Annotated in this window: 10 protein-coding genes; 7 read left to right on the top strand and 3 right to left on the bottom strand. The window is 66.4% G+C overall.

The annotated features are described in order from the left end of the window. The first annotated feature begins 121 nt into the window (after window positions 1-121). The 3 genes from QBL02_RS11210 (at window position 122) to QBL02_RS11200 (ending at window position 3,230) form a co-directional block, all read left to right on the top strand. A complete protein-coding gene (locus QBL02_RS11210) occupies window positions 122-712 on the top strand; it encodes a DUF5134 domain-containing protein (protein ID WP_114320150.1) in 591 nt (196 codons plus the stop codon). Between the two features lie 62 nt (window positions 713-774). Beyond that, the gene (locus tag QBL02_RS11205; protein ID WP_114320151.1) at window positions 775-1,512 is read left to right on the top strand and encodes a YcnI family protein; all 738 of its coding nucleotides are present in this window, start codon (window positions 775-777) and stop codon (window positions 1,510-1,512) included. Continuing rightward, window positions 1,509-3,230 carry a copper resistance protein CopC gene (locus QBL02_RS11200; protein WP_282726514.1) on the top strand — a complete coding sequence of 574 codons (1,722 nt, stop codon included), beginning with the start codon at window positions 1,509-1,511 and terminating at the stop codon, window positions 3,228-3,230. The genes QBL02_RS11205 and QBL02_RS11200 overlap by 4 nt, the downstream gene beginning before the upstream one ends. Before the next feature lie 505 nt (window positions 3,231-3,735). On the opposite strand, the gene QBL02_RS11195 is transcribed toward QBL02_RS11200, so the two are convergent. Further along, the gene (locus tag QBL02_RS11195; protein WP_181871849.1) at window positions 3,736-4,113 is read right to left on the bottom strand and encodes a helix-turn-helix domain-containing protein; all 378 of its coding nucleotides are present in this window, start codon (window positions 4,111-4,113) and stop codon (window positions 3,736-3,738) included. Between the two features lie 66 nt (window positions 4,114-4,179). Here QBL02_RS11195 and QBL02_RS11190 point away from each other — a divergent pair, with 66 nt between their 5' ends. Next, window positions 4,180-5,043 (top strand): NmrA family NAD(P)-binding protein, encoded by an 864-nt coding sequence (locus tag QBL02_RS11190; protein ID WP_282726513.1) that lies wholly within the window; start codon window positions 4,180-4,182, stop codon window positions 5,041-5,043. A 168-nt stretch (window positions 5,044-5,211) separates the two neighbouring features. After that, window positions 5,212-7,824 (top strand): excinuclease ABC subunit UvrA, encoded by a 2,613-nt coding sequence (locus tag QBL02_RS11185; RefSeq protein WP_282726512.1) that lies wholly within the window; start codon window positions 5,212-5,214, stop codon window positions 7,822-7,824. A gap of 477 nt (window positions 7,825-8,301) precedes the next feature. On the opposite strand, the gene QBL02_RS11180 is transcribed toward QBL02_RS11185, so the two are convergent. Further along, window positions 8,302-9,231: an AEC family transporter gene (locus tag QBL02_RS11180; protein ID WP_282726511.1), complete on the bottom strand. Its 930-nt coding sequence runs from the start codon at window positions 9,229-9,231 to the stop codon at window positions 8,302-8,304. A gap of 26 nt (window positions 9,232-9,257) precedes the next feature. Here QBL02_RS11180 and QBL02_RS11175 point away from each other — a divergent pair, with 26 nt between their 5' ends. Then, window positions 9,258-9,779 (top strand): CGNR zinc finger domain-containing protein, encoded by a 522-nt coding sequence (locus QBL02_RS11175; RefSeq protein ID WP_270910652.1) that lies wholly within the window; start codon window positions 9,258-9,260, stop codon window positions 9,777-9,779. Between the two features lie 453 nt (window positions 9,780-10,232). Beyond that, window positions 10,233-11,651, top strand: a complete 1,419-nt coding sequence (locus QBL02_RS11170; RefSeq protein ID WP_282726510.1) for an MFS transporter — start codon at window positions 10,233-10,235, stop codon at window positions 11,649-11,651. 58 nt (window positions 11,652-11,709) lie between these two features. Here the strand turns inward: QBL02_RS11170 and QBL02_RS11165 are convergent, their stop codons facing one another. Next, window positions 11,710-13,368: an FAD-dependent oxidoreductase gene (locus tag QBL02_RS11165; protein ID WP_282726509.1), complete on the bottom strand. Its 1,659-nt coding sequence runs from the start codon at window positions 13,366-13,368 to the stop codon at window positions 11,710-11,712. Between the last annotated feature and the right edge of the window lie 15 nt (window positions 13,369-13,383).

Below are 13,383 nucleotides of genomic sequence, written 5' to 3'. Positions count from 1 at the left end.
AATCACATTCACGTGAAGCGAGAGACGGTCTCATCTCGCGGAGCCCGCGAAGGCGCTTTAACCTCTGAGGCTTCCCTTCGCTAGCATTGCTACTACATATTGTAGAGATAAGGTGTGTGGCATGCTGTCTGACCCGGTGCTCCAATGGGTGCTGACGCTCAACTTCTCCGCGACCGCCATGTACGCAACCGTGAGACTTTTCGCCGATCGGAAGCTGCTGCTCATCGTGGGCAACATATTGCACCTGGTGATGAGCGTCGTGATGATCGCCATGTGCTGGCCGTGGTGGACCGTACTGCCGTCACTCCCGCAGACGCTCTTCTTCTCGGCCGGCACGGCGTGGTTCGGTGCGGTGGCACTCCTCCAGATGCGGCGTCGCATCACCCGGGCTGCCGCGGGCGGACACAGCGCGTGGCATCAGGTGGCACACGCGGTCATGATGCTCGCGATGGTTTGGATGCTCCTCGCGATGCCCTCCGGAATCGACGCCACGACGCATGACCATCACCATGGAGGGCTCGAGCCGTGGGCGGCCCTGACCGGGGTTGCCATCACAGCGGCGCTGGCAGTATCCGGTGTGATCTTTCTTGTCGAATTCATCCGCTGCGTGCGCGGGCGTACGACCTGGCTCGGGCACACCGGGGATGTCGCCTCCGGGGCGTTCATGAGTTTCGGAATGGCAGCGATGTGCTGGCCGATGATCACCGGCTAAACGCCCTTCACCACCATCAACCCGCCGGACCTGCCGGCGGATCGACAAGAAAGAGAGACACCATGAGTACACGGCGCACCAAGAGGCCCCTGCTGATCGGAACCGGAGCCCTCGCGGCTACCGCTGCACTGGTTCTGGGCGGGGCCGTCGCTGCGAATGCACACGTCAGCATCGCCGAAGGCCCGGTCGAGGCCGGCTCGTATTCGATCCTCACGTTCGGTGTGCCGCATGGATGCGATGGGTCAGCTACCACCGAGGTGGCGATCCAGATTCCCGAGGGCATCAACGCCGTCACCCCCACCCGCAACAGCCTGTACACCGTCGAGAAGGTGATGGAAGGCCTCGACACCCCCATCACCGACAGTCACGGGAACGAGGTCACCGAACGCGTCGCGCAGGTCGTCTACACGTCCGCGACGCCGCTCCCGGATGGGCAGCGGGACGCGTTTGAGCTCTCGCTGCAGATCCCCGAGGACGCCGCAGACAGCACCCTGTACTTCCCGACCGTGCAGACCTGCGAGCAGGGCGAGACCGCCTGGGTGCAGATCCCGGAAGAAGGTCAGGACGGCCACGATCTGGACGCACCCGCCCCGAGCGTCGACATCATCGCTGCCAGCGACGCTGGATCGCACGGGCACGGCGACAGCAGCGACTCCGCCGCCGATGCGCACGACGAGGATTCGGCGTCCGCGGCGGATCCTGCGGATCAAACGCCGCTCGTGGTCACCTCGCTCGCCGTCGGCAGTATCGGCCTCATCGTCGCGGTGATCGCACTGCTGAGGGGACGCAAGACGGCGTGAGCACTCTCATCACCGGGAAACACTCACCGCGACGCGGCCTAGCCCTATCTCTCCGAACGCTGGCAGTCCTCCTCCTGGGAGGACTGCTCACGCTGACGGGAGCGCAGGCGGCGTCCGCGCACGCTGAGCTGCTGTCCACAACACCGGAGAACGGTGCCGTGCTCGATGAGGCTCCCGCGGAGGCGGTGCTGACGTTCAACGAGTCCGTACAGCTCATCGACGGCAGCATCCGCCTGTTTCCCGGCGATGAAGACCCCCTCACCCTCGACGCGCACGTCAGCAACACCAGCGTCATCGCCGCGCTCCCCGCCGACCTAGCCGACGGAGCCTATGCGCTGAGCTACCGCGTCGTCTCAGCAGACGGGCACCCCATCTCCGGCGCGATCACCTTCACCATCGGAGATACCCCGCAAGCGGTCGCGACGACGCCCGTCGTGGAAACCGCGACGCCTCCGAGCACGCAGTTCGCCGTCAGCGTTCTGACGGCACTGCAATACCTCACGCTCCTGATCTTCGCTGGCCTGATCCTGTTCGAGCGCCTGGTGCTGCGCAGCAACACGCCGCCCGACCGCCCTTCCAGGAACATCCTTCGCCTGACGGGCATCGTAGCGGCAGCCGCCTCACTGCTCCTCATTCCCGCGTCGGCACTCAACGTGGCAGGAGAATCACTGGCCGCGGTGGTCAGCCCGTCGGCCTGGTGGCCAGGTGTCTTCTGGGCCCCAGTGGTTGCGGCCATCATCGTATGCGTGGGGCTCACTGGTGCCGCAGTGCTGTGGACACGACAGCAGGATCGCAGAGGGACGCGTCTGCTTGCCGCGCTGCTGCCCCTTCTCGCTCTGGCCGCGCCCGTGCTCGTCGGACATACCCAGCTAATGGAACCGCGAGCTCTGATCATCGCCGCCGACCTCGGACACCTCCTCGCCGGCTCCTTCTGGACCGGAGGAGTCCTCGGCCTCCTCCTGTTCCTCGCGGCGACCCGCGCGACCACCGTCCGGGAGGCAAGCACGGCGCCGGCCCTCGCCGCGAAGGTCGTGCAGAAGTTCTCTCGCTTGGCGATCTGGAGCGTCGTCATCCTCGCCGTCAGCGGAACCGTCATGGGCGTCCTGATCGTGGGAAGCTTTGACGCTCTCATCACGACGAGCTACGGCCTCACCCTCCTACTCAAGATTGGGATCGTCATCCCCGTCATCGCGATCGCTGTCTACAACCGGACCCGACTGCTCCCACGCATCACGTCACGACCGACCGCTCGCATGCAATGGCAGACGCTGACCCGAACCCTCAGCTACGAAGCCGCGCTCCTCATCGCGGTCCTGCTCCTGACCGGATTTCTCACCAACCTCAGCCCCACACACGAACATCACGACACCTCAAGCGCGAGCACAGCGGCGACCGCGCAGACGGTCACCATCGACGCGGATGCTCAAGGACTCGCGCTGCGAGGCGAACTCGAACCGGCGCTGACTGGGGAGAACGAGATCACCTTCACTCTTGAATACGACGGTGAATCGGTCGCTCCCGACGAGGTGACCTTGCGCACCACCCAGGCCGAGCACGATCTCGGACCATTCGAGACCACAGCCGAACTCGACCCCGCAACTGGCGAATACTCCGCGGAGCTCAATATGCCTGTCGCGGGAGAGTGGGAGTTACAGGTACTCGCCCGCGTATCCACCTTCGCTCAGCCGATCGTCACGATACCCGTCACGGTCAATTAGTCTCGAGGCTTAGCCCCAGCACTAGCGTTTGCCGTCCTTGCTGAAAATCGATAGGAACTCTGTGGGTCCGACGCCGGCTGCGTCCATCCAATGCGGTATCCGCGTGTCGAAGTCGGCGGCCTCGTCGGGACCAAGGATGACGTCTCGAAGCTGCCGTCGACGGCGCCCGTCTCGACGGCGCGAGAATTAGCAATGACACCGTCCGCCGAAGTCACCTCCCGATACCCGTCGGCCACAAGCCCCAGCGGCGAGTACCCATCGCAGCTGAGTACACCGTGCATATGAGGTGCAAGCGGTTGCGTGGTTCATGGTTGTCCAGCACGAGCACACGGCGGCGGGCGCGTACAAGGATCAGTGCCGCGCTCAACCCGCAGCGCCGCCTCCGATGACGATGACGTCCCACCGCTCCTGCACATCACGCAGCAAAGCACGGGGCAACCCGAAGGTCGGGAGACCAGGGGAGCGCCGGTGGGTGGCTCCAGCAGCCAGGATTCCGGAGCTGTCTTTAGCGGCGCAGGTCAGATCCCGCGCGTGCAGGCGCGGGGTGCGTGTTGTCGCTAGTGAAGGCAGACGCGGGCGCGGCCATCCCCCACGCGTACATCGCGTCCAATACCGGCCGCAGCTGCCAGCCCAGATCGGTCAGCTCGTAGACCACCCGCGGTGGGATCTCTGCGTATGCGGTGCGTGTGACGATCCCCCGCGCTTCGAACAGCCGCAGCCGGTTGGTCAACGTATGCGCGCTTATGCCACCCAAAGCCTCGCGCAGTTGACCAAAGCGCTGCGGGCCGTGCATCAACTCACGCACGATCAGTGTCGCCCACGGCCCGTCGAACAACATCAGGAACCTGGCGACGCCGCACTCGGGAAGGTCCACCTCACTCACGTTTCTCAGCATACGCGCCATTGGTGCAGTTGACGTAACCGATGCATCATATGCACTAATAGAGGTATGGCTTACATCGTGCATGGTGCTACCGGCGCCCAAGGGTTCCCCGTTCTCACTGCTCTCATCGCCGCTGGCAAGCAGGCTGTCGCCGCCGTCCGAACTCCCGCGGGCCTGCCTGAAGGAGTGGACGCTGTCTCCGTTGATCTCTCTGACGCCGATGCGCTTACCGTGGCGTACACTGGCGCGGAAGGCGTGTTCGTGCATCTGCCGATGGACGGCTCCGACCGTGCCCCCGCGTACGTCGAGGCAATCACCGCTGCGGTGGCCGCCGCCCGTCCGGGCCGGGTCGTGATCTCCACGAGCGGACAGGTCGTCGACCAGCCCGGCACTCCGTTGCAGGCGCCGGAGAACAGCCCGCTCGCGACCCTGATCCGCAACATCATTGATACCGGGGTGCCTACCGCCGTGGTCGCGCCACGGCTGTATCTGGAGAATCTGCTGCTTCCCGTGGTCGCGGGACCGGCCGCCGAAGAGGGAGTACTGCGCTACCCGCTGCCGGAAGCGTTCCCGGTGTCCTGGAGCTCACATCTGGACGTCGCCGATGTCGTCGTCCGTCTCCTCAGCGACACCTCGGAGACCGGCACTATCGCGATCGGTCACCTGCCCGGGCTTACCGGCCCCGACCTCGCGCGTGGGTTCTCCGAGCGGCTCGGCCGTGAGGTCCGGTACGAGGCGATCTCGCCTGAGGAGTTCGGTGAGATGATCACGCCTCTGTTCGGTGCCGAAGCGGCCTCGCCTGTTATCAGGCTCTACCAGGCGCTGAACGCGCTGGATGGCAATACGATCGTCAAGGCCAACAGCGCCCAGACCCTCCTCGGGCTGACCCCTCGCACGGTGGTCTCATGGCTGGGCGCCGTCGGCGCCTGAACTAGGGCGATCCGAGACCGGTCGTGGGTTCCGTCAGCGATCTGAAGGAACCCACGACCGTTTGCCCCGGAGGCGGTTCGTCTTCTTGCGACGGGGCAGCGGGAGCATGGCCGTGTCAGGGCAGGAATGACTAGAACGGGAGACTTCGTGGAAAGGAACCGCACCGAGATGCCAGAGCACCAGGATCCAGTGGTCACCGAGGTGCGCGGAGCCCGCGTGCATAATCTTCGTAACGTGGACGTCGATGTCCCATTGCGGCAACTCGTCGCGATCGCCGGAGTATCGGGGTCGGGGAAGTCGTCACTGGCGATGGGAGTCCTGTACGCAGAAGGATCGCGGAGGTACGTCGAAGCACTCTCCACCTACACGCGACGTCGTATGTCTCATGCATCTCGCGCCAAGGTGGATTCCGTACGGCACGTCCCTGCCGCGCTGGCGTTGCGTCAACGCCCCGGAGTCTCCGGCGTTCGATCGACGTTCGGAACCTCAACCGAACTGCTGAATGTCCTACGGGTGATGTTCTCCCGGCTCGGTTCGCACCTGTGTCCGAACGGACACCGGCTGCAGCCGACGATCGATGTTGCGGCGAACAAGGACCTGCTCTGCCCGGTCTGCGGTGCGGAGTTCTATCCTCCGGGGGCGGAGTCGCTGGCGTTCAACTCCGATGGGGCGTGCCCCGCGTGTGCCGGTACAGGCGTGGTGCGGGACATCGATGATGCGACGCTGGTCCCGGATCCCTCCCGGTCGATTGCGGATGGCGCGGTAACGCCGTGGGGAATGTTCGGGCTCTCGGTGATGCCTCAGGTCGCCGCGGCGATGGGGGTCCGCATCGATGTCCCCTACGCCGATCTGACCGAGGCGGAGCGGGAGATTGTGCTCGATGGCGCGGCGGAGAAACGCGAGATCACAGTTCCTTCGAAGACCGGGAAGCTGTTCGATCTGAACTTCACGTACCGCAGCGCCCGTCAGGCCGTACGCGAGGCGATGAATAACGCGACCAGCGAGAAGGGGCTGGCCCGTATCAACCGGTTCATCACCGCGCATACCTGCCCGGCATGCCATGGCACACGCCTGTCTGAAGCCGCCCGGGGCACCACGGTGGACGGCAAGAATCTTGCTCAGGCCACCGCGCTGACACTTGCCGAGGCTATGGAGTGGGTGCCGAAGGTGACGGCAACGCTCCCCGCGGATATGCGGCCTATGGCGGAGATGATCGCGCAGCAGTTCACCGAGATGGGTCGCCGTCTTATGGAACTGGGTTTGGGATACCTCACGCTCGACCGCGCCAGTTCCACGCTGTCCACTGGAGAGCGGCAACGAGTGCAGCTGGCCCGGGCCGTGCGCAACGAGACGACCGGAGTGCTCTACGTGCTCGACGAACCCTCCATCGGGCTCCACCCGGGGAATATCGAAGGACTGATCGGAGTCATGAGAGACCTCCTCGCCGGAGGGAACTCGGTGGTCCTCGTCGACCACGATGTGCAGGTGCTGCGCGAGGCGGACTGGATGATCGAGATCGGTCCCGGATCCGGGACCGCCGGTGGCACCGTCCTTGCCCAGGGCACCATCGATGATGTCCAGCGGGATCCGGCCTCGCTCATCGGCAGCTTCCTCACCGGGGACGCATCTGTTGTCATCCGCGACCGCGTCGCGGAGCCCGATCTGTTCGCCCACGGTACGGTACGGCTGGAAACAACGCCGATCCACACCGTCGGAGCGCTCGAAGTCACGATCCCCAAAGGCCGCCTGACAGCGGTCACCGGCATGTCCGGGTCCGGGAAGACCACACTCGTTCTCGACAGTCTCGTGCCTGCCCTGGCTGCTTCTCATGCTGAAGAGCCGTTCCCCGCGCACGTGAAGACCGTTGACGCATCGGGGGTGAGCCGGGCAGACGTGGTCGACGCGACACCGATCGGCACGAACGTCCGCTCAACCGTTGCCACCTACAGCGGCGCCCTCGATGATCTGCGCCGCGCCTACGCCAGCCTCCCCTCCGTGAAGGAACAGGGCCTCACAGCCGGCGACTTCTCCTACAACACCGGATCGCTCCGGTGCCCTCGTTGCGAAGGCACTGGGCAGGTCGTCCTCGACGTACAGTTCCTCCCCGACGTCGATATCCCCTGCCCCGACTGCGACGGCACCCGGTACAGCCCGAGCGCCTCTCAGTTCCGCCTCGCAACCCCCGAAGGGTCCGTGTCGCTTCCCGATTTGCTCCGCAGCACCGTGGCGGATGCTGTGCAGTTGCTTGAGAGACACCCCCGCGTGCGCAAGAAGCTGGCAACTCTTATTGATCTCGGTCTCGGCTATCTCACCCTCGGGGAAGACACTCCCGCACTGTCCGGCGGCGAGGCACAACGTCTGAAGCTCGCCGCCGAGCTCGGCCGTACCCACACCGGATCTTTGTTCGTCTTCGACGAGCCCTCCGTCGGACTGCACCCGCTCGACATCCGCACTCTGCTGGGCGTACTGGACCGGCTGCTTGCCACCGGCGCAACCGTGATCGTCATCGAGCACGACCTCGACATGATCGCCAACGCCGACTACATCATCGACCTCGGACCCGGTGGCGGCGCCGACGGCGGACGGATCATCGCCACCGGCAGCCCACAAGCCGTCGCTGCGAGCCCCACCAGCGTCACCGGACGCTTCCTCGCTCACCTCCTTCACCACCGCTCCTCAGTGGAAGGAACATGCCGCGATGGATCTTCCGCCGCCTCAACTGCAACATCACCGCGATCGGACTTGGCCCGGCGGTCTCCTACGCCAGCCACCGATACCTAACCGCCGCATACCGCATCAACTCTGCCGCTTCACGGTCATACCGCTATGCCCCACGCCCGGACTCGCCGGGCGGGTCAATAGGGCGCGCATCCTTCGGGGCTCTCGAAGCCCACTGCCAGCCGAGGCCGCAGATTCCCCTGCATAGGAGGCTGGGTGTTCAGCCCGTTAGCGCTTCGCGCGTAGCAGGTGCGCCAGTAGCCCCCAGACCCACGCGTGAGCCAGCACGCCCCTGTCCTCTGCTCCCCTCAGCAAAAGAGAGGACCAATCTGCGCGGCGCGCGCTGGTCGGCCCTCGTGTTGTCGCTCGGTAGCCCTCGTTTGCCCGCGAGCAGGCGCTCTGAACCACTCGCCGCAGGCCGATCAGCTTCCTCGCCGGTTGAGCGAAGGGATGAGACCGTAGCGTCGCCGGAACTTACCCAAGGCCGAATGACGGCTGAGGTCGCACGCACCAGCGTCGGTGCGTGTCTAGTGGCACTGATCACGAAGCCAAGTGGCCTGCGAGGGCGAGCGCGATGGGCATCGTCGCGAGCGCTGCGAGAGTCTGGACTCCGGTGGTGCCCGCGATGAGCCGGGTATCACCACCCATGCGGGAGGCAAGGACGTAGGCGCTTGGGGCGGTGGGGACAGCGCATATGAGGACAATGCTGGTCAGCGATGCTCCGGCCATCTCGAACTGCAGCGCGATGGCGATCGCTGCGGCGGGGAGGATGGCGAGCTTCAGGATGGTGGCGATGCCGATATGGAGTAGATCGCTGCGACGGAAGGTGAAGTGCAGAGCTGCCCCGGCTATGAGCGTGCCGCACGCGAGGGCAGGTGCGGCGAGCATGTCCAGCGTCGCGATAGCGACACCCGGCAGCACGACCGGCAGCACGTTCAGCAGCAGTCCAGTGGCGCAGGCCATGATGAGCGGGTTGCCGATCAGTTCACGCCCCAACGGCACACGCTTCACGGCGTGGTCACGTTCGCCGTAGACGGCGAGCGTGCTCACGCAGATCAGGTTGACCAGTGGCACGATGACGGCGCTAGCCAGTGCGAAAGCCGCCACTCCGTCCGGCCCGTGGAGGGCGGACGCGAAGATCAATCCGATGTAGGTGTTGATGCGGATTGAACCCTGCACGAGCGAAGTCAACTGTGGGCCATCTGCCCGGGTGAGGCGAGCGACGACGAATGCGAGTGCAGCAACGATCAGTGTCGGGACCGCGAGGCTGAGCATGAGCGCGCCCGGCTGAATGACGGTGAGATCGGTTTGACTGATAGAGCTGATGAACAGGGCGGGCGTGAAAACCCAGTAGCTCATCCAGGACAGCCCATCCCAGAATGTCGCGTCCGTCAGACACCGTCGCCGCAGGAGCGCACCGAGGGCGAGGAGCAGCAGGATCGGGACGATCGCGGTGACGACTACATTCATTTCACCAACTGTGGTGCAATGAGTCAATGCAGTTCAACCATGACAATATGACCGGGGTGTGGCTCGCCGCGGATCTCGCCACGCTCGCCGGTCGAGTGTGGAACCAGGATGACGCCACCGAGATCCTGGCCGACCACCAGATCCGCCGCCGATCGCTCACCGCCACCGCCGCGGAGGATCTTCGTGAGTGGGCGCTGCAGTTGCGCACTCCGTTTGTCGTCGAGGACGAGTCGGAGCGGTGCGACGCGATCAATACGCTGCTGGATGCGGGTACGGCGCGGGCATACCTCACCATGCACGATGGCCTGCGTCCACACTTGCATTTCGCCGCCGACGAGGACGATATCGTCGCGCGGGTGAAGGCGGTCACCGCAGGCGGACTGGCGATCTTCACCGTTGAGTCCGACGGGGGCCGCTTGGGAGGCTGCCGGCGCGAGGGCTGTCCTGTCGTGTTCGTCGATACCAGCCGCAACGGCCGACGCGTCTACTGTTCCACCACGTGTGGGAACTACGACGCAGTGCGTCGTCACCGGGCGACGACACATTGAACCGGGGAGCCACCTGACGCGCGCACCGTACCTGCGCGGGGGAGATGAAAGGTGTCCGCGCGAGAACGGGCACACTCAAGTGACGACCGCCATCGTGCACGCTCAACGCAGGCCAGGACTCGGACCGCTTGCCACCCACGCGTTCGTGGAAACGAGCGGCGCAAGATCGCCGCTGATACCCGCATCCCGGGCCCATCGCAACCGATCCCGATAGCGCTACCTTCCCTAGCCCAGTGGCTCTGGGCTAGGGAATGCCGAATATTCGTTGCTAGCATGTTCGTCATGTCAGGCGCTTCGAGCTCGGCCGCATGCGCGGCAGTGACCAGGACTTCCCGCTAGCGGCGGGACGTCCACCTCACCCCCAGTTACCTCCTGGAACGTCCAGTCGCTTCGTGATCCATCCGGAGCGGCCCTTCGTGCTGCTCGCAACACTTCTGAGCGACGGAGCAATCGGTGCTTTCAGGCATTTCCTCTTCCAACCGCGGGATCGGTCCCGCCCCTGTGCGCGCATGGCTCGTGCTGTGCGCGCTGTCCATGCTGCAGTTCTTCATCGCGGTCGACGTGACCGTGGTCAACATCGCGCTGCCCTCGATCGGCGCGGACTTCGACGTCGAGGGCCACTCTCTGACCTGGGTCGTGGTCGGCTACACGATCACCGGTGGCGGGCTGCTGATGCTCGGCGGCCGGCTCGGCGACCTCTTCGGACGCCGCCCTCCCCTTCTGATCGGCATGGCCCTCTTCGGCGCGGCGTCACTGCTGGCCGGCCTTGCACCAGCGTTCCCCGTCCTGGTCGCCGCACGCCTGCTCCAGGGCGCAGGCGAGGCTGTCGCGCTTCCCGCGGCGATGGCCACCATTGTAATGCTCTTCCCCGAGGGGTCTCAGCGGGCGCGCGCCCTGAGCGTGTGGGCCGCGGTCGCCAGCTGCGGCCTGGTGCTCGGGTTCGCCCTCTCGGGGATCATCACCGCGCAGCTGGGCTGGCGCTGGATCTTCCTGATCTCGGTCCCGTTCATCCTGGCCGTGATCGTGGCTGTGCTCGTACTGATCCCGGCGGACCGGCCTTCGTCTCGTGACCGGGTCCGCCTGGACCTTCCCGGGTCGTTTCTGTTGACGGCGTGCCCGCTGCTGTTCGTCTATGCTGCGGTCGAGGTCGGCGACCCCGGGACCACTCCGTGGCTGAGCGTGGCCGCGCTGGTCGGCTCGATGCTGGCCGCCGTCGGTTTCGTCCGGGTCGAGTCGAGGTCGCCGAACCCACTGGTCCCGCTGGCCTTCTTCGCCGACCGCGCGCGGCTGCGGGCGAACCTGACGACGATGCTCCTCAGCGGCGCGCTGTCGACGTCCTTCCTGCTGTTCACGTTCTACCTGCAGGACAGGCTCGGGATCGGACCGCTGGGGGCGGGTCTGACGATGCTGCCTCTGGCCGTGGCGCTGATCGCGGCATCGGGGCTCATTCCCCGGCTACTGGGACGCTGGGGCGCTCGCGCGTGCGTGCTGATCGGGCTCGCGGCCGCCGCGGGCGCGATGGCGGTGGTCGCGGTCGTGGGCGTCATGGGCGGCGGCGCGGCATGGCTGCTCCCGGTGATGCTGCTCATCGCGGCCGGCATGGGCTTCGGACTCGTGGGCCTGCAGTACATCGCGGTCAGTGGGACCACCGACGTGGACGCAGGGATCGCCTCCGGCGTCCAGCGAGCGGCCGACCAGCTCGGAGGGGCGGCCGGTGTGGCGGTGTATGTGGGCCTCGGTTTCGCCCCCGCCCTGCACGCCGGAGATCCGTTCGTCATCGCGGCCACGCTCGCGGTCGCAGGACTGGCTGCTGGTGCCGTGATCATGTCCCGGTCACCGACCAGTGCTACGGCGCAGCCGCGGGCGGAGTAGCTGAGAAGCCTGCCGCGTCGCGCGAAGACGGCTGCCGGCAGAATCCGCGCAGCCGTCTTCACTCACGCACATTCTGGCAACTTCTCTGCAAGGCGCACTGCCCAGCACGCCAGGTCCGGTACCCGCCGTCGAGGTTGCGGACCGAGAAGCCGTGCTGCATGAGGAGCCGGGTCGCGATGTGGCCGCGCAGGCCGACCTGGCAGTGCACGACGAGTTCTCCGGGCGGCAACTCTGTGAGGCGCTCGCGCAGGTCGTCGAGCGGGACGTTGATCGACCCGGGGATGCTCCCGGCGGAGTGCTCGTCGCGCGAGCGGACGTCGATGAGCGCTGCGCCCGAGGCACGCGCCTGTTCGAGCTCGTGCCACTGGAGGGTGGGCGTCGTGCCGTTGCGTGTGTTCTCGGCGGCGTATCCGGCGATGTTCACGGCGTCCTTGGCGGAGCCGAACTGGGGCGCGTAGGCGAGCTCCAGGTGCGCGAGCTCGGACGCGGTCAGGCCTGCGTGCATCGCGGTCGCGATGACGTCGATGCGCTTGTCCACGCCGTCGCGGCCGACGATCTGCGCCCCCAGGATCCTGTCCGTCTCCCGGTCGGCAAGGAGCTTGATCGAGAGCACCTCCGCGCCGGGGTAGTACCCGGCATGCGAGCTCGGATGCACGTGCACCTGATAGTGCGGGCGACCCGCGGCGCGCAGAGCCTTCTCGCTCCAGCCCACCTTCGCTGCCACCAGGCCGAAGACCCCCACCACACCGGTGCCGAGCGCCGGACGCGCAGTGGCGTCTCGTCCGGCGATGACGTCGGCGACCATTCGCCCATGCCGATTCGCCAGTCCCGCCATCGTCACGAGCGCGGCATCGCCGCCGACGAGGTCATGCTTTTCGACGCCGTCGCCGACGGCGAAGACGTGCGGGTCGCTGGTCCGGTTGGCACTGTCGACCCAGATGCCGCCGCTCTCCCCGATGCGCAGGCCAGCATCGGCGGCCAGAGCGGTCTCGGGGACGACGCCGGCGGCGTCGACGACGAACGCGGCAGGGATGCGGGAGCCGTCGCTCAGCACCACGGCGTCGCGTTCGATGCGGTCGATCTGGGTGCCCAGGCGCAGGTCGACGCCGTGCGCGCGGATCTCCTCTGCCAGGGGCGTGGCCATCTCCGGGTCCAGCGGCGACAGCACCTGAGCGCTTCTCTGGACCAGTGTCACCTGGGCTTCGCGGGCGACGAGGTTTTCGACCGCCTCCAGCCCCGTGTAGCCGGCTCCGACCAAGATGACAGGGGTGCCGGGCGTCTGCACTGCGGCATAGATCGCGTCGGCATCGGGCACCGTGCGCAGCGTCATGACCGGCATCCCCGGCTCCTCGAGGAGAGGTCGCGGGCGCGCGCCGGGGGCCAGGACGAGGTGATCGTAGGACTCCGTGGTCGACGCTCCGGTGCTCAGGTCCGTCACCTCGACGGTCCGGGCCGCGGTGTCGATGCGCGTCGCCTCGTGGCACACCCGGACGTCGAGTCGGAACCTGCGGTGCAGCGACTCGGGGGTCTGCAGCAGCAGGGAAGAGCGATCAGCGATCGTGCCGCCGACGTAGTAGGGCAGGCCGCAGTTCGCATAGGAGACCTCCCCTCCGCGCTCGATCACCACGATCTGAGCGTCCTCCATGAGTCGGCGCAGGCGCGTGGCGGCGGACATCCCGCCCGCCACGCCGCCGATGACCACGATCTTCGGGCTCATCGCTCCGGTCCCGTC

The sequence above is a fragment of the Leucobacter sp. UT-8R-CII-1-4 genome, from assembly GCF_030010235.1.
GTDB lineage: Bacteria > Actinomycetota > Actinomycetes > Actinomycetales > Microbacteriaceae > Leucobacter.
Note: the sequence above shows the minus strand (reverse complement) of the source record. Positions and strands in the feature narration are given on the sequence as shown.

What these genes read in the sequence shown, in the direction of transcription:
- QBL02_RS11165 (WP_282726509.1), bottom strand. Translation starts at nt 13,368, where the DNA reads ATGAGCCCGAAGATCGTGGTCATCGGCGGCGTGGCGGGCGGGATGTCC.
- QBL02_RS11175 (WP_270910652.1), top strand. Translation starts at nt 9,258, where the DNA reads ATGCAGTTCAACCATGACAATATGACCGGGGTGTGGCTCGCCGCGGAT.
- QBL02_RS11210 (WP_114320150.1), top strand. Translation starts at nt 122, where the DNA reads ATGCTGTCTGACCCGGTGCTCCAATGGGTGCTGACGCTCAACTTCTCC.
- QBL02_RS11190 (WP_282726513.1), top strand. Translation starts at nt 4,180, where the DNA reads ATGGCTTACATCGTGCATGGTGCTACCGGCGCCCAAGGGTTCCCCGTT.
- QBL02_RS11185 (WP_282726512.1), top strand. Translation starts at nt 5,212, where the DNA reads ATGCCAGAGCACCAGGATCCAGTGGTCACCGAGGTGCGCGGAGCCCGC.
- QBL02_RS11205 (WP_114320151.1), top strand. Translation starts at nt 775, where the DNA reads ATGAGTACACGGCGCACCAAGAGGCCCCTGCTGATCGGAACCGGAGCC.
- QBL02_RS11180 (WP_282726511.1), bottom strand. Translation starts at nt 9,231, where the DNA reads ATGAATGTAGTCGTCACCGCGATCGTCCCGATCCTGCTGCTCCTCGCC.